Annotated in this window: 25 protein-coding genes and 1 pseudogene; 1 reads left to right on the forward strand and 25 read right to left on the reverse strand. The window is 35.8% G+C overall.

The window, feature by feature from the left end; all coding sequences use genetic code 11:
* Positions 1-22: 22 nt before the first annotated feature.
* The 13 genes from DWV73_RS05830 to DWV73_RS05885 form a co-directional block, all read right to left on the reverse strand.
* Positions 23-499, reverse strand: coding sequence for a hypothetical protein (locus tag DWV73_RS05830; protein WP_117796109.1), 477 nt, complete (start codon positions 497-499; stop codon positions 23-25).
* A 6-nt stretch (positions 500-505) separates the two neighbouring features.
* Positions 506-1,060 carry an SLATT domain-containing protein gene (locus DWV73_RS05835; RefSeq protein ID WP_117796110.1) on the reverse strand — a complete coding sequence of 185 codons (555 nt, stop codon included), beginning with the start codon at positions 1,058-1,060 and terminating at the stop codon, positions 506-508.
* Positions 1,061-1,081: 21 nt separating this feature from the next.
* Positions 1,082-1,900, reverse strand: coding sequence for a nucleotidyltransferase domain-containing protein (locus DWV73_RS05840; protein WP_117796111.1), 819 nt, complete (start codon positions 1,898-1,900; stop codon positions 1,082-1,084).
* 125 nt (positions 1,901-2,025) lie between these two features.
* Entirely contained in the window at positions 2,026-3,306 is a 1,281-nt protein-coding gene (locus DWV73_RS05845) for a site-specific integrase (protein ID WP_117796112.1), read from the reverse strand.
* Positions 3,306-3,515: an excisionase gene (locus DWV73_RS05850; RefSeq protein WP_117796113.1), complete on the reverse strand. Its 210-nt coding sequence runs from the start codon at positions 3,513-3,515 to the stop codon at positions 3,306-3,308. Before DWV73_RS05850 ends, DWV73_RS05845 begins: the two co-directional genes overlap by 1 nt.
* Positions 3,516-3,623: 108 nt before the next feature.
* Entirely contained in the window at positions 3,624-3,833 is a 210-nt protein-coding gene (locus DWV73_RS05855; protein ID WP_117449272.1) for an excisionase, read from the reverse strand.
* Positions 3,834-4,099: 266 nt separating this feature from the next.
* Positions 4,100-5,038: a phage major capsid protein gene (locus tag DWV73_RS05860; RefSeq protein WP_117796114.1), complete on the reverse strand. Its 939-nt coding sequence runs from the start codon at positions 5,036-5,038 to the stop codon at positions 4,100-4,102.
* Between the two features lie 11 nt (positions 5,039-5,049).
* The gene (locus tag DWV73_RS05865; protein ID WP_117796115.1) at positions 5,050-5,355 is read right to left on the reverse strand and encodes a hypothetical protein; all 306 of its coding nucleotides are present in this window, start codon (positions 5,353-5,355) and stop codon (positions 5,050-5,052) included.
* A gap of 19 nt (positions 5,356-5,374) precedes the next feature.
* On the reverse strand, positions 5,375-5,665 hold the full coding sequence (locus DWV73_RS05870) for a hypothetical protein (protein ID WP_117796116.1): 291 nt from the start codon (positions 5,663-5,665) through the stop codon (positions 5,375-5,377).
* Positions 5,666-5,668: 3 nt separating this feature from the next.
* Entirely contained in the window at positions 5,669-5,929 is a 261-nt protein-coding gene (locus DWV73_RS05875) for a hypothetical protein (protein WP_147341929.1), read from the reverse strand.
* A 332-nt stretch (positions 5,930-6,261) separates the two neighbouring features.
* Entirely contained in the window at positions 6,262-8,007 is a 1,746-nt protein-coding gene (locus tag DWV73_RS05880) for a phage/plasmid primase, P4 family (protein WP_207661058.1), read from the reverse strand.
* Positions 8,008-8,048: 41 nt separating this feature from the next.
* Positions 8,049-8,564 carry a hypothetical protein gene (locus tag DWV73_RS12865; protein WP_207661060.1) on the reverse strand — a complete coding sequence of 172 codons (516 nt, stop codon included), beginning with the start codon at positions 8,562-8,564 and terminating at the stop codon, positions 8,049-8,051.
* 32 nt (positions 8,565-8,596) lie between these two features.
* Positions 8,597-8,773 carry an excisionase family DNA-binding protein gene (locus DWV73_RS05885; RefSeq protein WP_072523206.1) on the reverse strand — a complete coding sequence of 59 codons (177 nt, stop codon included), beginning with the start codon at positions 8,771-8,773 and terminating at the stop codon, positions 8,597-8,599.
* A 447-nt stretch (positions 8,774-9,220) separates the two neighbouring features.
* Between DWV73_RS05885 and DWV73_RS05890 the strand changes: the two genes are divergently transcribed.
* Positions 9,221-9,637: a helix-turn-helix transcriptional regulator gene (locus DWV73_RS05890; RefSeq protein ID WP_117796118.1), complete on the forward strand. Its 417-nt coding sequence runs from the start codon at positions 9,221-9,223 to the stop codon at positions 9,635-9,637.
* Positions 9,638-9,687: 50 nt separating this feature from the next.
* On the opposite strand, the gene DWV73_RS12975 is transcribed toward DWV73_RS05890, so the two are convergent.
* From DWV73_RS12975 to DWV73_RS12985, 12 genes and pseudogenes are all read right to left on the reverse strand, one after another.
* A complete protein-coding gene (locus DWV73_RS12975; RefSeq protein ID WP_242995750.1) occupies positions 9,688-9,861 on the reverse strand; it encodes a hypothetical protein in 174 nt (57 codons plus the stop codon).
* 145 nt (positions 9,862-10,006) lie between these two features.
* Positions 10,007-10,351 (reverse strand): hypothetical protein, encoded by a 345-nt coding sequence (locus DWV73_RS12980; RefSeq protein ID WP_242995751.1) that lies wholly within the window; start codon positions 10,349-10,351, stop codon positions 10,007-10,009.
* A 322-nt stretch (positions 10,352-10,673) separates the two neighbouring features.
* Positions 10,674-11,720, reverse strand: a complete 1,047-nt coding sequence (locus tag DWV73_RS05900) for a restriction endonuclease subunit S (RefSeq protein ID WP_181986219.1) — start codon at positions 11,718-11,720, stop codon at positions 10,674-10,676.
* Positions 11,704-13,704 (reverse strand): N-6 DNA methylase, encoded by a 2,001-nt coding sequence (locus DWV73_RS05905; protein ID WP_181986220.1) that lies wholly within the window; start codon positions 13,702-13,704, stop codon positions 11,704-11,706. The genes DWV73_RS05900 and DWV73_RS05905 overlap by 17 nt, the downstream gene beginning before the upstream one ends.
* 58 nt (positions 13,705-13,762) lie before the next feature.
* Positions 13,763-13,999: a hypothetical protein gene (locus tag DWV73_RS05910; RefSeq protein ID WP_117796121.1), complete on the reverse strand. Its 237-nt coding sequence runs from the start codon at positions 13,997-13,999 to the stop codon at positions 13,763-13,765.
* A gap of 54 nt (positions 14,000-14,053) precedes the next feature.
* Complete coding sequence (locus DWV73_RS05915) at positions 14,054-14,368, reverse strand: tyrosine-type recombinase/integrase (protein WP_347472226.1); 315 nt, start codon at positions 14,366-14,368, stop codon at positions 14,054-14,056.
* A gap of 32 nt (positions 14,369-14,400) precedes the next feature.
* A complete protein-coding gene (locus DWV73_RS05920; RefSeq protein WP_117796122.1) occupies positions 14,401-15,216 on the reverse strand; it encodes an SPASM domain-containing protein in 816 nt (271 codons plus the stop codon).
* Complete coding sequence (locus DWV73_RS05925; protein ID WP_117796123.1) at positions 15,188-15,718, reverse strand: hypothetical protein; 531 nt, start codon at positions 15,716-15,718, stop codon at positions 15,188-15,190. The genes DWV73_RS05920 and DWV73_RS05925 overlap by 29 nt, the downstream gene beginning before the upstream one ends.
* 89 nt (positions 15,719-15,807) lie before the next feature.
* The gene (locus DWV73_RS05930; RefSeq protein WP_117796124.1) at positions 15,808-19,413 is read right to left on the reverse strand and encodes a hypothetical protein; all 3,606 of its coding nucleotides are present in this window, start codon (positions 19,411-19,413) and stop codon (positions 15,808-15,810) included.
* 457 nt (positions 19,414-19,870) lie between these two features.
* A complete protein-coding gene (locus DWV73_RS05935) occupies positions 19,871-20,347 on the reverse strand; it encodes a hypothetical protein (RefSeq protein ID WP_117796125.1) in 477 nt (158 codons plus the stop codon).
* Positions 20,348-20,741: 394 nt separating this feature from the next.
* Positions 20,742-21,578: pseudogene (locus DWV73_RS05940) on the reverse strand (PDDEXK nuclease domain-containing protein); the annotation flags it as partial.
* 607 nt (positions 21,579-22,185) lie between these two features.
* Positions 22,186-22,394: IS200/IS605 family accessory protein TnpB-related protein (locus DWV73_RS12985; RefSeq protein ID WP_242995752.1), on the reverse strand; the 209-nt coding region annotated here is incomplete at its 5' end.

A 22,394-nucleotide genomic window follows, 5' to 3' on the forward strand; every position in this document is an offset into this window, starting at 1 on the left:
AGTAAAAGGGAAAGGTTTACTACTAAGGATTTTGAATAAATTCTTTTGTTTCTTTTTCTACATCCTGCCATATATTAGAAGGCATCTCAGCAAAGTTATAATAAGTTCCAAAAGAACCATATGACGAATCTGCATTTTCTGGTTTTACAATTCCTCCCAAGCATCTTGAATCATTAAAATCTACTGCAAGTCTGTACATCGTCCTAATTGCTAACATATATTCATCAACATTTTTCAAAGAATTATCAGCAAAAAATGCTTTTGCACTACGCTTTGCCCTTTCAATATCTTTAAATTGAAAATATCCTTGGACATCACAAGTACCAGGCACCCTATACTTCGGTGCATTCAACGAAATATCAGCAAATTTTTCACACACATTATAAAAATCCATGTATTTTTCTTTTAATACATTGAAAATCTCCATATCCTTTAGTCTTTCATTTTCAATCAATGAATAATAAAATTGTTCTTTTGAATTGCTTATTCTTCTTCCCATTATGCGTCAACTCCTTTTCTTCCTGCTTGCTACAGGCAAAAAATTTTCTGCTTCTCCCTCATTAAAAGTCTGTTCCTCTTCATCTTTCAATGACTTTTGAGCCTCTTTGTATCCTTTTTTATCTGTTCCCGGATATTTTTTATTTATCTCTGACCATATGCACTGAATTTCATCTCTTCTTGACCTTATATCACTCAAAGGCAAATCACAAAAATCTGTTATCAACGACGAATATGCTTCTCGAACATCCCACAATTCATCTGCTGCATCCTTATGTTTTTTTATTCGATCATCCAAGTTACTATCTTTCATATATAAATTAAATCCTAATGACAATGCTGATGTAATCCCACCTATCCACGCCAACAGATACTGATTTGTTATAACAGTCGCCAAAAATCCTACCGTTGAAACTGCCGTAAGTATTATCTGACTAATCTTAACTCCTTTATTTATACGCTCTAATCTATTCTGTATTTTATGGTGAGTTGTGTATGTATAAACAACCTTCCCATGCAAATCTATTATCTGATTCAATAATAATTCCTGATTTTCCTCCATAGCACTTTCTACCTTTCTGCACTATACCATATATCTAAGCACTTTTCCCAATACATCCCAGCCTTTTGATGCATCCACCTTCATATTGCTTCCGGGTGCTTGCATCTGCGGTGTAATATATCCATTCAAAGAAATTTCATTATAATATTTCAACATTGCTTCCTCGAAAGTTTCTCTACATCCAGACGGTTGCTCTCCATCACGTAAAAAATGCCATCCCTTAATAGCATTGTGCATAAAAGAATCAATCAATATTCCTGACAAATGATAACTTTGGAAATTGTTGTCTCTAATATAACGAATATGTTTACACGCATCATACAGAAGTCCATTCGATTGTTCATTTTTTTCTTTTATCGCATCCTGCTCTGCTTTGGGATTGGTTGACATCCAATTTCCTCCCATATGGCTATCCGGATATTTATATGTTCCATCCCATCCCCAAATAGTATTATTTTTAAAAGCTGGTAATATTTCAAATTTCATACCATCCGAAAACTTTATAACAACAACTTGTCCATCTCCCCTAATATCTGTTCTAGGATATGTGTCCAATATTGCATTTTTAACAGACTGTAAAAGTCTTGATGGTCCATTTCCATATATATTCGAAAAGTGATTATATTCGGCATCTGGTAATTCAATTAACACATCCAAATCACTTGTATTGATTGCTGTTCCTCTTCCATATGACCCGACATAAAAACTATGTGCCGTATCACTTATACTATTCCAAAATGTCTGATTCACCGCTTTTGTAATTCTTTTATATCGCACTGATATCAATGATCGTGTATCTAAATCAATCACATGCTCATTTTTAGTAACTCTATAGCTCATATAATTTCACCCTTTCTGAATATAATTTCAATATTGTCTGTTTCAATTATTATATCGTCTTTTTCACTTCTTTTCCATAGAAAAAAACGCCCTAGCCTAAGCCAGAGCGTCATCCCATTTCCATATTATACAACTTTAAACATTTTCTGTGACATCGGTTTCTCCTTCTTCTGCTCAACCTCCGCCTGTGCTTTCCTAAACTCTTCCATCCGTTTCAATTCTTCCTCAGCATCATCGAATCCGATATGTGTGTACACATTCATTGTGACCGATATATCTGAATGCCCCATAAGGTACTGCAATGTCTTTGGATTCATTCCCGATTTTGCCATATTGGAGCAATAGGTATGTCGGCATACATGAGGCGTGATATTTGGCAACTGCACCCGGTAGATGTCATTGTATCTGCCGACCATATGATTGAAGCGGTGCTGCCAATGCATTGCAACAAGTGGCATTCCATTATCATCGTAAAACAGGAATCCGCTATATCCGTCTATGGATTTCTCCACTTTCGGTGCATTTCTGTCCTCGATGATTGCCTGAAACATCTGTGCCACATCCTCTGTGATTGGCAATACTCTTGTTCCGGCATCTGTCTTTGTGGTTTCTATAATGTATCGCATATCCGATGTCCTCTGTAACTGGTGGTCGATATTCACGGTTCTATTCTCAAAATCAATGTCTTTCAGCGTCAGTCCACAAAATTCCGATATTCGCATTCCCGTATGAAAGAGTATGTACACAACTTCATAGTATTTACAGTACACCACATCGTCATGCACAAACTTTAAGAACTTTCTCATCTGATCTTTTGTGATTGCCTCTCTTGTAACTGCATCATTTACCAATACTCCGGCAAGTTGAAATCCGAATGGATTCTTTACCAGAATGTCATCATCCACCGCCATCTGAAAGGCTGGTCGCAACACTCCACGGATGGTATGAATGGAACTGTAGCTTTTGCCATCTTCCTGCTGCAATTTGATAAGAAACAGCTTTGCATCGGAAGTTTTCACACTTCGTATCGTCTTTTTACCGAATGCTTCCTTTGCAAGTAATCTCTGTACTGTAACATATCCCTGTTTCGTGCTTTGCCTTACTCCAGTCTTTGTTTTCAAATATCGGTCTACCAGTTCACAGACTGTCATCTGTCCGTCTACGATATTCACAAGCAAATCTAAATCTGTGTTTACTTGTTTTTCCAACTCTCGAAGGGAAAGGCATGGTTTCTTGCCATTTAGAAGTTTGTCCGTAGGCTCCAATTTCCAACTGTATACAAAATGTGGTTTTCCATCAATATGATATTTATATTGATATTTTCCGTCTGCCCTTACGCTTTCTCCCGGTCTTAATACTCTGCGTTTGGAATCCCGCCTTGTCTGACCTCTTCCTGCCTTTGCCATTATACCTGCCTCCTTAGTTCTGGATGGTTACGCAGATACCTTTCAAAGGCTACACGAAGAATCAGCTTGCGTTCTCCGTAGTATGCCAGAAAATCTTCTCCATCCGTATTACTCAATAAATCATAAAATTTTCTCCGGCTCAAAACAAAATATTCGATTGCCTCAGAAGGATTCAAAATATCCTTTTCTCCTAAATCTGGTCTTGCCATAAAGCACTTCCTTTCTGCCAAAAGTGGCTGTTTTCAAGGGTTTTCGGGGTCATCCTATGTTCGCTCTTATGCCCTGTAATAGCAACTACTTTCGGCAGATAAAAGGAACTATATTTCTGAAGAATTAAGGATGAATTCTTCGAACTTCGGACGGATAATAAGGAATCTGTTTCCACAGTACACCGCCACCGTTCCAAGATTGTCCTCTGCAATTCTTCTCAGTTTCTTTATACCAATATTAAAATAAGCTGCTGCCTCCTTGATGGTGAGCATATACTTCTCACTAACAGGAAGCGTTTCATTGCTTTCTGCATTCATAGTATCTCTCCTTCCGACAAGGTGGTCACACAGCTGACTCCTTTGTACTATTTTTCCTTTTTTGTCATTTTCACTCTGATTCTGTGATACTTGCCCCCAGGGGCGGTCTAAATCTCTGTCACCTTTTATGCTGGGCAACGGTGCCGCCCTTTCACGCACACAAACTGCATATTTGAACGGGGTATTACCCTCTAATATGACTAAATGCCATATAAAGGGTTGATACTCCGTTTCTTATAGTAGAACTAAAATCAAACTATTTATGTTTACTCCTTTGTCTCTGCCATCTTGATAACCTTAATTGCTTCTTTTCTTACCAGTTTTCCGTCAAGAAATTCAAACGCAAGGTAGCCAATCTGATCATAAAGCACATATTTTTCCAACAGTGTTCTTACCGACACTGGCTTTCTTCCCACAATCCAATAATAGGAGAAATCTCCAAATGCTATCGGCTTTGCTCCAGACTCAATATCCGGCATAAACTCCGAGAGTATTACCTGCTTTCCAAGAATCGTGTCACTTGCCGGATTCCACAGGTAATTTCCGTCTGCATCCTTCAACTTTCTTAATGTGAGAGCAGTCTTATCATTCATAAGCCAGATGCCATTTTTTCTATACTCCTTATCTACACTGAAGTATAAATCTATCACGGCATCATAGTTCAGTGTTTCCGCAGTCAATGCCGTATCTGCACCATTTTCATCATTCAGAATTCCGGTTGGTTCTTCCTTTCCCGTACCATTGATAAAAGCTTCATCTTCTGCCCTTCCGAAAGACTTCCCAAGCTTTTCTGTCAGATACTTTTCAATGTTAAATCCTGCATCACTGACAAAATCCTCATCCAGTTTCACGATAGAAGCCAGTTTATGACTTTCTATCGTATTTTCATTAAAATCCCCTGCACTTTCATATACAGGAATTGCTGCTCCCTCTGCTACAAACTCCGCCTTATCTTTACAGTCCTTTGCAAAAATTTTATATCCATTCTTATAAGCACGAATGACGGTTGCAATCTTTCTGAAATCAGATTCCTTTTCAATTGCAGCCATAACCTTTCTGGCTGCAGCATTCGGCATACTGTAAGTACCCGTACTAACATCCCTGCCCTTATCCAATACATCTTCTCTTGTCTTCTTGCTTCTCATCGCATTCCAGAACTGAATATCATATTCCGGCTGTGCTGTAATCTGTGTATTAATCTCCATAATGTTTTCTCCTACTTTCTGTCACATACAGGACATCTATAAAGCCCCAATGTATTCCATGTCAACTGTCTTCCAATCTGTCTTAAATAATTGCCACATTTCGGGCAATGAATCTGATAAGCAAATGCTTCTTCCTCGCTATGCTCATTATGCGCATGCAGCCTGTAGGTTGTTTTAATCCTTCCGGTTTCATCCCGGTTCAGTTCATCCGTCAGATATAAGCTGCACATTCGTTGTGCATATTCTTCCGTATAATACGCATAAGAGGGATTCAACAAAGTCCCTTCTTTATTCATTTTTGTTAATGGAAATACCATGATAAACTCCTCCTTTTTTCTATCTCCTGCACTTGTCACAGGTGTATAATCCAAGTTTATTAGTATCGTGATTCTGAGCCATCTGTCGTAATACTGCACCACATAACGGGCAGTGAACTTCCATATGATCTGTAACACTCTGGCTCATCGGTTCTTTAGAATAAAGCCTGTAATAATGTGGAATAATCTCAGACAGATACATTTTGCTGTTCTGCCTGACTGTTTTCTCATCTGTTGATAAAAACATCGGTACTTTCTCCAATCCTTCCGTGTCTCCATCAATCAACGGATGATATCTTATCATCTGCATTTGCTACACCGCCTTTCCATCTAAGCAAGTAAATCTGTCTCTGCAAAAATCCATTGCATCTTCATAGGTTGGAAATACCAGACAGGAAAATCCGTACTGTACTTTCCATACAGGGAAATCTTTGTCCTGTTTCTGTGATACCGCCACAGGCATCCCGTTTCTTTCCTGTAATAATGCCTTACATTCATATCCATCTCTCGAAAACATCTTCTTATCAGAATCAGTCAGCTTGAAATCCGTGCCATAAAATATTCTGTGTGTCATATCCTTCTCTCCTTCCATCATCTGTGGGTAGCAGTTCTCCCATCCGGGTAGCAATACAGGTAGCAGCAAAATTTGTAACTGCTACTCCATTTACGCCTTATAAGTCAATAGTTTTCGTCTGTTTGGTAGCAACAGGTAGCAGTTTCTACAGATTTATAATCACAATCATCCTTTTTATGTGCCATTTTATTTCTGCATTAAACTTTCTTTTTTCAGTTAAGAAGTTGAAAGTTCTGCTACCCATTGCTACCATTCCGTCAAAATCCTTGTGTTTACTGACTTTCTATAGGTAGCAGTTGTTGAAATCACTGCTACCCGTACTGCTACCTCTGCTACCCAGCCAAGAACTCAGATTCCTCATATCCGTATTCCTTAGCATATAATTCTTTGGTTTCTTCCGTTATCGTAAAATCCTTATAATAGGTATTTCCCTTCTGCCTCGTTGTAACATCTGCAAATGTACCACCAAGATAGCCTGCAAGCTGTTCTCTGAACTCCTTTGCAGTTCTGGCATATCCATGATTATTTTCTCTGCACCAAGCCTGATATACTTTATATATCCGCCCGGTTGTACAGTGTCTGACAATCTTCCCATTCTCCCACGGACACATACATTTCTCATAAAAGGAAATCACAGTACTGTTAGAACTCTGATAATCTTTTCTTGCCTTTGCAATACTATCTGGCTCTGTAAAACGATAGCCATTTGCTATCACTGTCTGCAAAGCCATAACTGCTTTCTGCACAATGCCATTACGCTCTGCATACATTTTTTCTAACAGCTGCTTGTCCTGCATTTCCTTCGGAATCACATTGTGGCATTCAACTACCATAATGCGGTCATATACCCATTTGCCATCATCCCCGCCGAACTTTGGCAGTCGGTTCATGCAAAACCACAGCAATCCGTTAAATGTAAACTCAAATGCCTGCTGACCTTTAAATTCTGCAAAAAGGCTGTCCCCGCCTGTCATTTTCTTAAAGGTTTTCAGTTCATCTACGGACAAAAAACTCATATCAGAACTTCCGGCAAGTCTTGTTCCATATATGGCACCTGTTCCAAAACGGGATTCAATCTCTTTCAGGTCAATGCCTATAAAATTGCCTCTGCCGAGCAGACGCTCTACAAGACTTTTTAATTGGGATTTTCCTGTATCTCCCTGCCCTACAAGGAACAGTGCCTTTTTCATACGCCAGCCCTTTACATTGGAAATGCAAACGCCAATAAACTCCATCAGCAACTGCTTTACTGCATCATCACCATTGGTAAGCGTGTCCATATATGCATCAAATACAGGTGTATCAACAGTCTCCTCCGACCATTCGCATGGAAGCTGTATGGTTGAAAATATATCCGGTGAATGTGGCATCAATTCAGTATCCGCTGCCGTAACCTTCAAAAGTCCGTTCTGAAAATTTATGATATTTTCATCTGAATCCAGCATATCCTGACTCACATATGTAAGGTCTGTGGAAATATGCTGAAGCACCTCATTGACCTTACTCATTTTCACAAGTTCCTCGTCATAATCAGCGATGTATTTTTTGATAATTCCAAGGAACATATTGTCAGCATAAAGCCTGTAACAGCCACCTTCATATACATATTTCAAAAGTGCCTGTTTGCCATTATCGCGGACTAAAATATACTGCAGGTGTTCTCTTACATACTTTGCAAGCAGTGGTACACTGACATATGGTTCTCCTGTCTGTTCACTAAACTTAATGAAATCAGGATGTTCCATCTTCGACCTGTGAAATACACCATTACATGCTGAAATTCCTGCATTAATTGTGTTTTCTCTGTAATCGTCCCTCTCCCACTTGCTGCGATATAAGGCTGAACTACGGAATACCTCATCAATTGCCTCCGGGTCTGCTCCAGTCCGAAATGCTATCAATGCACAAAGTGCTGCATCTGCCTCTGACTGAGAACCATACTCACTGAAATCTCCTTTATCATAAAGCCGGATAAATTTCTCGCCATTCTTCTGTTTACGAAGATCACACACAATATCAAATACCGCTCTGTCACCATCACGCTTTGCACTATATTTTGCTTTCGGTTTCTTACGCATTTCTTTATCCAATGTCGTAAGGACTGCCTGTGTGCAGTCAGCTATTGGCAGACTGTTAATCGTATTTCCTGTAAAAGTTCCATATCGGTTTGTAATATCCCCGATATAAAGCTCCAATCCAATATCAGAGCGTTTCTGATAAATTCGCTATCGAGTACATATTTCTGCCTTCTGTCATCAAAGTGCACCGGAAGTTTTGTAATATCACACTGTCCAATAATATGAATCCCTTTGCCACTCGGAGATACCTCTGCATAGGAAGAAAATCGAGATAACATTAGCTGCACAAATGAATCCGAAATATCCTTATTATCTATATCTAATAAGAAACAGCCCTTCGGAATCTTCATACCGATACCGGATGCCTGAAACTTGTTTTTTGCCATATCTGCCTCGTCAAAAGATACCCATGTATCCTTATGAGCATCATCTGTCCCTGTTTCTCCACCATTTGCAGAAAATGGAATCTTTGTCACTTTTCCATTCTTGGCTGGCTTTGCAGACCATAAAAACCACAGCTTTTTATTTTTCAGCTCATCCACTGTCATATCTCCCATCTTGCTCACCTCCTCCATTTCCGTAACACTGTTTAATGATTGATAGATGTTCTTACAAGCCATTCCTTATAGGCTTCAATCGGAATCAGAATTCTTGCTCCGATTCGTATTGTCGGGAACCCCGGTGTCTTTACCAGTTCGTATGCCTTTGGCAGACTGATCCCCATCTGTGCAGATAACTCCTGCACACTCATAGTTGTCTTTTCCATAGAATATTGCCCCTTTCTTTTTGTAATAAAATACCACCAGTTTCCCGGTGGTCTACTTCCATGCTATTGATGCTTTTCCATTGGTTGCTATTTATTTTACGGCATTATATGCAGTCAAATCCTTAACCCCTAAACTATTTTTTCTGTCAAGGAGTTCTTCCTTATTCTTCAACCTGCGATTTGCCCTTTGGTGTTCTCTGTTCTTAATCTCAATCACCCTCTTTCTGTATAAAATCCAGTTGTCCCATGATTTGCGGGAAACATATTGTATGACATCCGCCGTTTTGTTCTCACATTATGTGAGATTTTATGTTTTATTTATATCACAGTTTGTTGGTTGCGTCAATATATAATCTCACATTTTATAATATAAATATTTATAAATGTGTAAAATCTCTTGTATTTTCTAACACTATGTGATATTATTCTCACATAGGAGGTGTATTTATGTTTGATGAACGTTTGAAATTGCTTCGAAAAAAACATGGTTATACACAGGTTTCTTTAGCAGAAACCCTTGGAGTATCAAAAGGAACTGTTGCAATGTGGGAGACCGGGAAACGTACCCCTGATTTTGAAACACTTATTAAGCTTTCAGATTTATTCGATGTGCGTACTGATTATATACTTGGGAAGTCCAATGATGCATCATCAGCCAAGTTATCAGATGATGATATAGAACAGCTTAGTCGCTGGGAACTGGAATCAGTTTACACTGATCTTATGAGATTATATCTTTCCCTTGATTCTTTCGGCCAAAAAGATGTTGAAAACCTTATCAAATCTGAAGCTCAACGCTGCAAAGAACAGAACACCTTACAGGATGTTTCCAATATGAATGTACAAATTACTATCAAAAAATAATCATATAAAAATAAGGGTATTGACTGCTGCCTGAGTCAATACCCTTATTTCTATTTTCCATTTTTAAATGCCGAATTTCCATTCAGATTTCTGAGAAGAATCTTCCTTGCTGTCTTATATTCGTTTCCAATAAATCCAAGCCTGAGCAGGAAACATCGGAAAGCATATTTGTCATTGTCTGTTTCAGTCGGCTTTGATGATACTCGTTTTGCATCTTTTGCCATATCACACAGCCTTGTGATAAATTGCGTATAAGCTACTATCTCATCCCCATCTTCCGTATATGGAAACCATGCAAAGTTAATTTTCTCCTCTGTGATTTCAACCTCGGTGCTGTTCGTCTGAAATGCCGGTTGGAAGAGTATCTGCTTATTTGCTATGATCTTCTGTAATTTCCAATGCCGTATCCGTAAAGATTTCTCTTGGAACTGCTATTGTAAGCTTTTCCTGCTGCATTGGCACTTCTTCAGTAAATTCCACATCATCTTGAAAGCCACACTCCCGTAACTGTCTGATTAAGTTTTCCACCCTTTCCGCCTCTGCTCCATCCGGGATATGCAGTACACCCTCTTTGTCAAGTCGGTATCCAGCAATATCGTATGCACAGCTTGGCACCCGCTCATAATGCGGTGCTGTTCCAAGTATATTTCCAATCTCCTGTGCCAGCTTCGGTCTCTGCTTTGGTTCCAATGTAAATCTGATTTCATTTTTCATAATATGTACCTGCCTTTCTTTTTCGGTAGTACATATATCACTCTGATAGCACATAATAGCAAGACTTTTTTAATTATATTTCTACAAAAAATACACATAAAAACTGTGCTTTTTCTATCGTTTTACACATGGTTTTTATGCGTATTTTGGTATTATCCGGCAAAACAAAATCGGCTAAAGAAGCGATGTTCTGTGGAAATTTTCATATAATGTGAATTCTGTGGGTATCCCCCCTATTTAATTCTGCGAAAATTCACACGAAAGGGACCATCGGTCTTCAGCCAGAAAGGTTGTAGAGATTTAGATACCCCACTCTCTAAGATTAGTCACAACTACATACTATTTCTATTAGCTTGTTCTCCATACGTTTCATGTAATCTTCCATAAAATCCCAATCTATTTTTCCGTCACTATTTACAGGTAATTTAATCTGCTCCTTTTTTAATCTAAACGGACTTCTTTTATATCCAAAAGAATACTTTTTCCTTGATAAATCCGCCATAGTTGTTATAAATGTTCCATTATAACGATTCAGGCGAGCATTATATCCCAATGAAACATCACTTGTAGCAATAAATTCCCCTTCTTTATATACCGAATACCCAACAGAACCTACTCCATTTCTTATAAATGCAATACAATTGCCCTTCTGAATCATAGCCTTTTCTTCAGGTGTATCTGCATATACAAAAGCAGATACACCATTATTTTTATTAGAGGCACAGACATAAGGAATATTGCCTCCTTTTTTTAAATGATTAAGTCCTTTTGATTTACCAGATTCAGGATTTCCAAATATATCTTGAATAGTAAAAACCTTAAATTCCACTTCATTTAACTCTCTGAAATCATTTATATCTTCGTGGTATTGATGTGTAAAAATTGACTCTGCTTCTCCATATAGCTTTTTTATATAATTTCTCATATAATCCCAGTCAATCTGCTCCTTCTCATCAACTGGAAGCATAATCTGTTTTATTGCCAATCTACCTAATGTGGCACCATTCCCACCCCAATTCAAATTTTCCAACTGTTTTTTTATCAATGGAATAATATACATAGCTACATATTTATCCAAATTGGGGTTAGATAGTATCTGTATATTTTGTCCTGTATAATATGGATATGGTTGATAATTAACAGTTTGTGTATCTAATCCGAGTGATATAGTATTGGCTTTTTCCAATGTTTTCATTTGCTTTGGTACAAAACATTGAATTCCATTATTGTTTGCAGTTCTAGTTACATATGGATACCTTGACAGTCCATTTTTATTCAAACCAATACTATCGATTCCGCTCTGGGTAGATTCTATTTTAAATACACCACCTTCTCCAGTTAGTGGGAATGCCTTATGCTTCTTCTCCATCAATTTCCTCCTCAAATAGATATCCTCTATTGCTGATTCGCATTCTGAATTCATATGTCATATATTCAGCAATTGTATCTTTAAATGCTTTCTCTGTTGGAATTTCATCATTAAAATAAAAATAACTATGAAGCCACTCATCATTTTCTGTAATCTGATGATATACCGCTACAGACGAATCAACCTTATAGTTGTTAAGTACAACATCTAAAAGTTTCTTTCTCTTTTCTTCTGCACTTCCATCAGGTAATAATCCCAAATGATGATTTAATAAATATCCATCATCTCTAAAATCATAAAACAGAGTATTATATGTTCCTTGTGGCACCCCTTTTTTTATTATAATTATAACAGTATCTGTAGCTTTTGGATAAAATGTCTGTCCATTCATAGTAATAACTGCTATGATTTGATTAGACATTAAAAGTTTCCTTTTTAATTCTATATAATCATTTTTCGACACTCCTTTAGGTCCCTGTGTTACCGTAGATTGTGGAACGATAAATGCTGCCATTCCATCCTTTGCCAAAAAAGTAAGTGCCCTTAATATAAATTGCATCTCCGATTCACTACTTGTCTCTGATTTTTTGGCTTGAGAATATGGTGGATTCATCAATAGTCTATTAGGCTGTTTTCTCGGATGTTTTTCATTATTCCAATTAATATTGCATGAAAAAATATTGTCATGAAAAATGTTATCACTAACTCCGTTCCTCAGTAGCATATTCGTAGTTGCAATAGCAAATAGCTTTCTATCAACCTCTATTCCATACAAATTATTTTTTGTTACTTCTTTAATTTTTTTCTGTTTTTCTGCATTTGACAACAAACCATCACTTCTTATTTTTTTCGCCATAACATTCAATGCTGACAACGGAAAAGAGCCTGTTCCCATTGCCGGGTCTATTACGATATCCTCGCTACATATATTCAATAGTTCAGCCATCAAAGATGTAATATGTGGCGGAGTCAATACAATTCCAAGATCACTTCCATCAGACCCTCCGTATCTTACAAATTCTGTATAAAACTGTCCTAGAATATCATGTCCGCCCATTTCTTCAATTTTATTCATAACATTCTCAGACAACTCAGTGACAAACTTTCTCAATGGTGTAAAACCATCCAAATCAACTCTGCCCGTGTTAAGAACTATGTTCTTTGTAATGGGTTCAAAATGCAAAAGTAAATTATCTCTTACGATAGCATCCGATATTTTCTCATTTACATATTTTTTTATTTTGTTATATATAATGAATCCATCATTAGCTTCCTCTCGTCCCTCAACATCTTTACCTTGTAATTCATATGGAGAAAGCCCCGCTTTCAATGCCAGTAAACATGCTGAAACAACTGTTGCTTTATTATCGGCTCCAAGTTTACCAAAAGTACGAAGTTGTTCATGCAATTCATTAGAAAAATCTGCAATTTCCTTTTGTTTCTTCTGAACTAAAGATGGTTCTCCTAATACTGCCACATGATAATATTCATCAATATTTTTTTCATTCAGCACTTCAAATGTCTGCAATTCATCTAATCTCTTATATCCATCTCGATTAACATAATAAGGTTGTATTACATAATGGTCTTTTACACCTGCAAATCCAATGGCAAAAACATGCTCATAAAGTGGTTCTTTCTCAAGTACACATTTTGCATAATAAACTGCACCATTTACAGCATACATTTCAGTTGATTTTGCATCTTCAAGTAGCACTTGCTGTCCCAAATCGTTTTCTTCAAGTTTTTCTACCATTCTTGTTTCACACTTATTCTCTATTATAATAATGTAACCTTTACAAGCATAATGAACATCTGTGAATCCTCTATTGCCGTTCTTCTTTTTACATGCCTCTTCCATCGCATCATAAAATTGTTTACTTCCAGAGCCTTCAAAATCTGCATCTATTCCTACACTATCTAACAATCTCATTACTAATTTTCTAGTGTCTGCCTCTGTAACCCTACTATCACTATTAGCCATAATCATTCTCCTTTCATTAGAGTCCTTTATATGTTCACTCTAGTCCTTTTTGAGAATATCAGAATTTTATCTTTTTGTCAATACTTTCATTCACTCCAGTCCTTTTATATATTTTATAATTTCTAGCATTAGAAATCATATTCCAAATTTTTATTAACTCTTCATCATCTGAATCAAAAGGAGAAAAGTCATAACTATCTTCTATCTCATTTAGCAAGAGGACCAATCTTTCATTAATATAATTGATTTCTAACTTTATTTCCTCATATGACTTTATTATTTCATTTAGCTGCATTTGTTGACCTTCCTTTCAGTTTTCTATAATAAATCACTCTACATACTTGAAAAGTCAACTTATTTTTATAGGTATCTTTCTCGTTCCGCTGGTTGTCTTTGTTTCTTGAATATAATACCCGATTTTTGATTTCTTCTGTAATTGGTGATCAATATTGATTGTATGTTCTTTAAAATCAATATCAGAAACAGTCAGTCCACAAAATTCAGAGATACGAAGTCCCGTCTTAAACAGTATATAAATGCCTTCGTAGTATTTACTGAAATGTGGATCATCCTTCACAAATTGTAAGAACTTCCGTTCTTCACCTCTGGTAATTGCCTCTCTTCCTTTACATAAGAAAATCTGATGTACTATTCTACACCAGATTTTCTTATCATTTCTTCTATATTCAAACTATCCTAACACATATCTATATCAATCCCAAGTCTACAACCACCTCGACAAAGTTCCGTTTGTCTGCAACTAGAGCATTTTTCTTTTCTTTGTTCCCTGAAAGCAACAAATTTATCTCCCTGCCATATTTCTCTTAATGTTTTCGAATTCATTGATTCGGATATACTTTTGTCCCATATACCAAATGAACACGGATAACAATTCATTTGACTGTCTATGTACATTGAAAAAGTGGCCGCTTCACAAGCATCTATGCTAACTGCTGGTACTGTATCTCCCCATCGCAATAATGCGGGTGTAAAACATGTATCAAATCCAACTCTGTACGGATGTTTAACCTTTGTTGCAAGAGATATAAATCTTTCAATTCGAGAATCCGTATTTTTTAATACCTTTTCTATAATACCATTCCCCACAGGCTTGTACAAAATAAATATAACTGCATTCACTCCTTTAGGAAATGAATCTATCTCCAATCTTGTGATTGCTTCATTAATAGTATCTTTCGATACCACATAATGAATATTTGTAGTACAACCACTTTTCACCAATCGTTCTACAGCATCTATTGTTTCCTGATTACTTTCTTTTCCATCCATGAAACGTGAATACCAGGACACTGCAACGGCACCACAATATTGCTTTATCAAACCAACTTCATTATCTGTTATAAGAAAACCACTTGTTGTCATATTCGGAATAATTCGATATGCTCTACATGATTTCAGTATATCCTCAATTTGTGGATGTTTATTAGGATCTCCAGCCCCACCTAATGCAATTTGGAAAGTTTTACCTGCTGCTTGTTTTACAATTGCCATATACAAAATATCGTAATACTTCTTTACTGTTATTAAGCTCCACAAAAACACCCGGAATATATTTTCCGTCCTGAATCAATTTCTTAACTTGTTCACCAGTATACTTATTTGCTTTTTTTCGTATTGAAAAAAGAGAATTCATAAGTACAAAAATCGCAACCACTAGTGTAATAAGCCACCATATATTTTGTATTATATCACTAAAATTACTAAGTAAATTTATTATCCTTGAAAAAGATGCGCCTTCTGTACACTCATTCTCCGTTGCAGAAGACATATTTTGAGTCGATATAAAATTCTGTTCTTTCTCGTTTTCTATTATATTTTCCCCTTCGGATGAACAAGCTATTTCTTCCGTATCCTGCTCCTCAACATTTTGCTTTTGTATTGTTGCTTTTTCCCGCTTTCCTTCTATACTTGCAGCTTCTGATATTGGAGAAAAACCTATAACAAGCAATGCAACTACTAATCCCAAAAACATAATTGCCTTTATTTTTTTCATAAGTACTTCCTCTCTTACACAACATTATATTTTTTGTACTCTTGAAATTCCAACGCTCCCCCTGTACTCCATGCCCTACTTTATATATATCATTCTCTTGTAGCACCAGAAATAATTTCTACTAATTCCGGATACGACACAATAGGGAAAGTAACTTTTTTATATCTTGAAACCAGTACCTTATTCATACACATATACGGTATTACTTTATAGCCGATATAGTCTGTGCATCCCAATTGTTGGATCACTTGATCAGCATTCTCACGTAAATAATCAATTCTTCTTTGGAACTTCTCATCTTCCTTATGTTCATTAAAAAATCTATTCTGCTGACGATACATATCATAGAAAGTAGCTACTTTTTCAATTACTTTGCATTCTACAATCCAGATAGACTTATTATTAATATCTACAGCAAACACATCATAGTCTCCAAGCCACTGCGGATGAGATTTATTTAATTTCATTAATTCAAAATTTTGCTTTATGATATCAAATTTATTTTTCTTAAATGAATTCGCTATATCATAGACAATCTGTTTCTCATACGATTTTTTCCACTCCACTATTAACTGTTTTGTTTTATTCATACGCACTTCATATGGTAAAATAAAATCCATTATTCCGTTAAGCCAATCTTTTTTCAAACGATCCATTGTAATAGGTGAAAATATAATGTCGCCATTAATACTTACAAGGGGCATTAATTCAAACCTGGTATCTCTTGTTCTTCTTTTACCGATTGGAAGATAAAAATTGATCTTACCATTTTCTGTCTTAAGATTTTGAGAAGAGACCACTAAATAGTTAAAAAGAGTTGCGGCATCTTCTTCTGTAATAACATTATTCATTTGCTCCAGGAAATCTCTCAATAATTCTTTCATAGGTGCTCTGAATACATTATTGCCAATCTTTTTAACGATTGTCTCTGAAAAAGAATTACTAAAATACGATAAGATATCTAAGAAGTCTGTGAGGTCAAATCCCATATCTTCCTTAAATGTTTCCTTCACCTTTTCAAGATATTTGAAATCTGTTTCATGATCTCGCTTTAATCCCCCTGAATATGAATATATCCTATGATGCAAACCACTTAATGCCTCAGCATCTTGATCATCTGCTAAAGTATCCACTACATACTCATCTGTTATTTCTATATAGGCTTCGTTATCTGCAAAATGGCACATATCTGCTACATCATTTAAAACAACTAGCCAATTCGCATATGCTAATAAAAGATTTATATCATCTATGGTTGCAAGTGTTTCTGATTCACAATGCAAATACAAATTTGTTTCTATTAGATAAAGTGTATTTCTATCATCATGCTTTGCTTTTTCTCTTTGGTCTATAATTCGGTCTCTGACTTCTTTATCTTTCTTCTCATCTAAACCAGAATACGAGCCATATCTTTTCCAATTAATATCTATATCATGCAACAATGTTGAATGATAATCCAACAACGAATAATGCAATTCACTCCATGAATATTTTGAAACTTCACCCTCGAAATCTTCAATTATAGCCTTTTGCATGGCACGTATAATTTGATTTGCTTCTTGTCCACGGTAAATTCCTGGTTTTATCATATTACCATAACAAACATTTGCTATTCTTTTTCGAACTTCATGATAGTGATAATCCTCAGGAGAAAAATTCTGTACATTATTGTCCCATTTATACTCTACAGATGTCGAAAAAACTCCCACTTTCTTTTTTTCAAGAGAAACTTTTTTTCTTTTTGATTCAAATAGCTCATTCAAATCAGGCATCCTATCTAGCAATGGAATCAATATTTCGCGCAATATATTGAATTCTGTACTTCTATTTTTTGCCTCTTGAATATCTTCATAAATCCGATTAATATCTTTTACAACATATCTGATAATCCATTTATGACTATAGTATTGAGCATCACTATATACATATATCCTATCTTCATATAAAAAAGATTCATGCCCTGCATGAACAGCATACTCAATAGGCATAAAAGCAATCTGTATTCCGGTGTTACTAATTGCCTTATTGTCCTCAAATACACATTTTATTGAATCAAATCCTTCTGTTATAATCTCTTCCAACAATTGAATCCACTGACGATATTCTCCAAAATCTTTTACATCTTTGTAGAACTCCACATTGTTCGTCAAAAAAACATAATTTTTTTGAGGCAGTGGAAGATATATACCACCAAATCCCATTCCATGTTTTACTGTATATTCATATGTATCAAAATCTCTTTTTTCAATTTTCCACGAAAATGGTTCACGGAAAAGATAATCCCTCATATGGAATGGATAATCTTTCAATTCCTCTTTAAAATAGTCAACAACAGCTTCATTCTCTGTATCATATCCTACATCAACCATATTAAATATAATTGCACCCTTTGCAATATACCGGCCTTGATTTTTCCATGTAAAATATAAAGCAGCATCACTTCCAAAACCAAACGAACTTTCATAATCTTTCTCATTTGAATAAGATAGATACTCGAATAATTCATCTATGTCATCCATGAAATTTAGATAATATATAACATCTAGCGCTGTACAAGTTTTTCTCTTCTTCCCTTCCTCGCCCAAAGACATGTGCATTTGATTCGGATTCATAAAACTATCATAAATTAAATATTCTATTGGCATATCGGCAGGAATATGAATCCCCCTTAATCCACTTTTATCAAAACGGTTAAATGTTTCCGCAATATGAAGTGTTCCGCTTTTATGATATTTCTCTATATTAGCAATTTCCTTTTCTAACTGTCCCTCCTCATATTCATCTGCATTAAGCGCGACAACTACTCCACGAGAAGCCTTTGCTATAAATGTATATGTTCTCTGGCTTGAATCATATTTTTGCTCTGGAAATATCATAGCAGGTGCAAATATTGAACAACTTCTTGACCGATCCATTTCAAACAAACTATAAATTCTGTCAATGATTCCCTCATTCGCAACTGAAATCTGTTCTTTGAAATCAATTTTATTTTCCCATATATCATATAAATCAATTAACAAAGAAACATTGTACAAAGGATAAATATTATCTTCCCTGCATACAAAATGGCTTTTTTCAATAGTAGTTCCTTCACTCATCATTAAAGAATCAAGTTCAAGAATATCATATTTCTTTACTTCCTCCTTAAAGAATTTCTGTACTTTATAAAATAATATTTCAGTCGGAAGAACAAACCTTTTTTCTACAACGCCATCATTCTTATTTTCTTCTATAAAATAATCAATCGTTCCAGATACATACTCTAAAGCCAGGCATAATTCCTCTTCCCGCGAAATATTTCTTGCTAAAGTAGGTAAAAAATTGAGACAAGCATAAACATTATTATGACCAGTTCCGATTATTACACGGTAAAACTTATCATTATATCTAAGCTGGACTTCACCAAAATCTTCTACCGTGTAATCGTCTGCTATCCCTGGTTTCATAACATCATATATTTTACCAAAGAACCCTTTGAATTCATCATATGTTCCAATCCTCTTACTGCCTTTTTCTTCATATTCAATCAGACAGGCATTTAATGCCAAACAAGATTCCAAAACTGATCTGTTGTTGATACACAGATTAATACAATATACCGCCTTCACAAGATCATTAAACTGATATTCATTTGTAATTTTTAATAATCTGTCAATTTTCATTCGAATAGTTGGAAACGCTTCTGTTTTTACCATTTTGTCATCACCTTCATCAAATAGCAAATTTAGATATTAACTCTTCTTCCAGAATATTATACCATAAAAATGGCGAAGTGCTTATCCTAACACTTCGCCGTTTGTATCAATATTTCCAATATGACAAAATCTGTTCCTGTTGTATTTATCTATTTCTTTATTTTCTCTATTATTCCGATCCAGCCTTCCAAAGGTATAAATAAGGTGTAAATTATTGGTTAATTCCCAAGAAATCCTTTAAAATCAAGGTTTTCACGGCATCCATTAAACATTGCCGTGGCAGATGAAAAGCACTTTTATCATAGTTTTGTTTCTCCTTGTTTTGCCTCGGAACGCCCTGTTTTGCAAGGGTTTCTGTGGTTATAGTAAAATGCTCTGAAATTACAGATTGTGGCAAATTAAAGCAAGATTGAGCAAGTTGTTACTACCTGTTAGTAGTAAAGTTGGTAGTAAAAGATTATGCCTTACTACTAAGCTTTTTTTCATTCTCCCAGACATCTCTTCTAATATTGCTTCCATCCGGGCACTGTTCTAAACACTGACCTAAAGCTTGGTAATGATCTATATAATAGCATTCTCTCGAAGCCATAAACTGAATATCTTTATAATAGTTTTCATAATTAAACATTATTTGTTCAATCACTCGTACTTCTACTCTTTTATGCTTATCATTTAGTGCCTCAATCACCTTATCATTTTGTAATAATCCTTTTCTAAGTTTAACAAAATGTGCATCATCGCCTTTCAAAAATCTTTTATAGATATTGACTGTTCTTCCTACATATGCACAATATTCCGTCTGCTGTTTATTATCAATAATGAAAATACCATATATCCCTCTATTTTTTGTACCATCTATAATTCCTCTTTCAAAAACAATCTTGTTATTTCCAAGAGTGTCTATCCATTTTAACGTAAGATTTTTATTATCCATAGAATTCCTCTTTATTTAATACTAAAATGAAAATTGTACTGTGTGCATCCCTTACGGTAATTTTATCGTGAGAATCAAGCATAATTTATAAATATCTCACCATTACAACATGTCTTTCTTTATAAAAAAAATTTGTACAGAGTTAACTTCCTTATCACAATTTAACAAATAAGTTATACTGCGACATATTTATGATAACGCAAAATAGAGTTTTCTAAACAATCACTATCCATATGAAGTTCCCCAACCTTATCTTTATTTATTATAACTTCAATTGATGTAATTCCATCCCAATACCTCTACGCTATTATAAAATGGATTTTTTTCACCCTCACTAATATTCTTTTTTCCTATGTCTTCATAAAGTTTTGCAGTAATGATGGCTTTCTTATGTTTATTTAATCCGTTTCTGAATATCTTCAACAGATGGCAGTTGCTTTTCCAGAGCATCCGGCAAACTACTGGTTATTTTGTATTCGCTTACACCAATCGGCTTTGAAATATCTTTGAGCGAATATTCTGCGACCACATTATTTTTGCTTTTGCACAGAAGCAAACCAATGGACGGATTATCCTGCTCTTTTTTCAAAATGCCGTCCACGGCTGACAGATAAAAGTTTAGCTGACCAGCATATTCCGGCTTGAAGTCACCGGTTTTCAATTCGATAACTACATAACAGCGAAGATTCAGGTTGTAGAACAACAAATCAATGTAAAAATCATCGCCGCCTACATTCAGGTGATACTGGTTTCCCAGAAATGCAAACCCTGTTCCAAGCTCCAGAAGGAGCTTGATGACATCCCTAACAAGTGCCTGCTCAATATCCCGTTCGAGCATATCTTCCCGGAAAGGAATAAAATCAAATACATATGGGTCTTTCATTGTCTGCACCGCAAGTTCACTTTGCGGAGACGGTAAGCGGTGATCAAAATTTGTAACTTTATCTGCCAGAACCTGTCTCTGATACAAGTTGCTTTCAATCTGATGAACAAGAACATTTCGAGACCAGCCGTTTTCCGCTGACTTTTTAATATACCATTTACGTTCATCCATATCAGCGACCTTATCCAGAAGAACTATATTATGACCCCATGGAATTTGTGCAACAACCTGTTGCACAAATTCTCGGTCTGGATAAATCTCTGCGAATTTTGCCATATACTTCAAATTACGAACAGAATATCCTTTGCTTTCTGGAAAAGTTAAAACGAAATGTTTTGAGTTAAGATTGTTATAATTATTTTGGTGGAATTAATATGTGAATACACGCACAAATTCGGTCGTAAATTTTTACGATTGCTCGAATTTCATTCGTAAAAATGGGTGCACTTGTCTCTGTTGTATATTTTTTACTCGGATCATAAATCCTATCATACACGTAGTAAACGTAACGAGCATTCCCTTTGCTTCGAAATGTGATTTTGTCTTTCACTTCGGGTATATCAACAAGATAATCAAGATACATACATATCGCCCCTCTTTATTAGTAGTTTTTACGAGCGAACTACTCGGTAACTAAGTTACCAGAGCATCTGAAATCTGGCGGGATACCGCCTTTTTTCAGGGTGCGTCCATGACACCACTACTGCTTGCCTTTCGGCTATACAGCTACTTTTATTATTTCTGGATTCTTTAGTCCGGTTACGGACAGTTCTTTCTGTTTTCCGGATACGGAAAGATATTTACGCAGAATATTAAATGCTCCTACTGCATCCGCATTATATCTTACTCCATCCGTTATATACATGCCCCGCTCTTTTCTGTTTGATGCTTCTGCATATCTTTTTGATATTTCTGGTGAAAACGGGCTGCACTGGCTAGTATAGCTTTCTTCCTACTATTTTGTCAGTGATATTCCATACAGTTTTAGTTTATATTCCAACATGATATAAAGTTTATTATACGGCAGTCCGTGAAACTTCTGGTTTGTCTTGTGCCCTATATCTTTTCCTTTACGGATATTTCGGATATCTCCTATGATTACACAGCTTATCCTTTCTTTTTTACAGTATTCTGCAAGCCATCTGGTCACCTTATGAAGGTAAT

This window comes from Clostridium sp. AF12-41 (genome assembly GCF_003461685.1).
In the GTDB taxonomy this organism is placed as follows: Bacteria; Bacillota; Clostridia; order Lachnospirales; family Lachnospiraceae; genus Otoolea; species Otoolea fessa.

Excerpts from the sequence above, each read along its gene's own strand:
- DWV73_RS05830 (WP_117796109.1), bottom strand. The coding sequence starts at position 499 with ATGGGAAGAAGAATAAGCAATTCAAAAGAACAATTTTATTATTCATTG.
- DWV73_RS05835 (WP_117796110.1), bottom strand. The coding sequence starts at position 1,060 with ATGGAGGAAAATCAGGAATTATTATTGAATCAGATAATAGATTTGCAT.
- DWV73_RS05840 (WP_117796111.1), bottom strand. The coding sequence starts at position 1,900 with ATGAGCTATAGAGTTACTAAAAATGAGCATGTGATTGATTTAGATACA.
- DWV73_RS05845 (WP_117796112.1), bottom strand. The coding sequence starts at position 3,306 with ATGGCAAAGGCAGGAAGAGGTCAGACAAGGCGGGATTCCAAACGCAGA.
- DWV73_RS05850 (WP_117796113.1), bottom strand. The coding sequence starts at position 3,515 with ATGGCAAGACCAGATTTAGGAGAAAAGGATATTTTGAATCCTTCTGAG.
- DWV73_RS05855 (WP_117449272.1), bottom strand. The coding sequence starts at position 3,833 with ATGAATGCAGAAAGCAATGAAACGCTTCCTGTTAGTGAGAAGTATATG.
- DWV73_RS05860 (WP_117796114.1), bottom strand. The coding sequence starts at position 5,038 with ATGGAGATTAATACACAGATTACAGCACAGCCGGAATATGATATTCAG.
- DWV73_RS05865 (WP_117796115.1), bottom strand. The coding sequence starts at position 5,355 with ATGGTATTTCCATTAACAAAAATGAATAAAGAAGGGACTTTGTTGAAT.
- DWV73_RS05870 (WP_117796116.1), bottom strand. The coding sequence starts at position 5,665 with ATGCAGATGATAAGATATCATCCGTTGATTGATGGAGACACGGAAGGA.
- DWV73_RS05875 (WP_147341929.1), bottom strand. The coding sequence starts at position 5,929 with ATGACACACAGAATATTTTATGGCACGGATTTCAAGCTGACTGATTCT.
- DWV73_RS05880 (WP_207661058.1), bottom strand. The coding sequence starts at position 8,007 with ATGCGTAAGAAACCGAAAGCAAAATATAGTGCAAAGCGTGATGGTGAC.
- DWV73_RS12865 (WP_207661060.1), bottom strand. The coding sequence starts at position 8,564 with ATGGGAGATATGACAGTGGATGAGCTGAAAAATAAAAAGCTGTGGTTT.
- DWV73_RS05885 (WP_072523206.1), bottom strand. The coding sequence starts at position 8,773 with ATGGAAAAGACAACTATGAGTGTGCAGGAGTTATCTGCACAGATGGGG.
- DWV73_RS05890 (WP_117796118.1), top strand. The coding sequence starts at position 9,221 with ATGTTTGATGAACGTTTGAAATTGCTTCGAAAAAAACATGGTTATACA.
- DWV73_RS12975 (WP_242995750.1), bottom strand. The coding sequence starts at position 9,861 with ATGGCAAAAGATGCAAAACGAGTATCATCAAAGCCGACTGAAACAGAC.
- DWV73_RS12980 (WP_242995751.1), bottom strand. The coding sequence starts at position 10,351 with ATGAAAAATGAAATCAGATTTACATTGGAACCAAAGCAGAGACCGAAG.
- DWV73_RS05900 (WP_181986219.1), bottom strand. The coding sequence starts at position 11,720 with ATGGAGAAGAAGCATAAGGCATTCCCACTAACTGGAGAAGGTGGTGTA.
- DWV73_RS05905 (WP_181986220.1), bottom strand. The coding sequence starts at position 13,704 with ATGGCTAATAGTGATAGTAGGGTTACAGAGGCAGACACTAGAAAATTA.
- DWV73_RS05910 (WP_117796121.1), bottom strand. The coding sequence starts at position 13,999 with ATGCAGCTAAATGAAATAATAAAGTCATATGAGGAAATAAAGTTAGAA.
- DWV73_RS05920 (WP_117796122.1), bottom strand. The coding sequence starts at position 15,216 with ATGGCAATTGTAAAACAAGCAGCAGGTAAAACTTTCCAAATTGCATTA.
- DWV73_RS05925 (WP_117796123.1), bottom strand. The coding sequence starts at position 15,718 with ATGAAAAAAATAAAGGCAATTATGTTTTTGGGATTAGTAGTTGCATTG.
- DWV73_RS05930 (WP_117796124.1), bottom strand. The coding sequence starts at position 19,413 with ATGGTAAAAACAGAAGCGTTTCCAACTATTCGAATGAAAATTGACAGA.
- DWV73_RS05935 (WP_117796125.1), bottom strand. The coding sequence starts at position 20,347 with ATGGATAATAAAAATCTTACGTTAAAATGGATAGACACTCTTGGAAAT.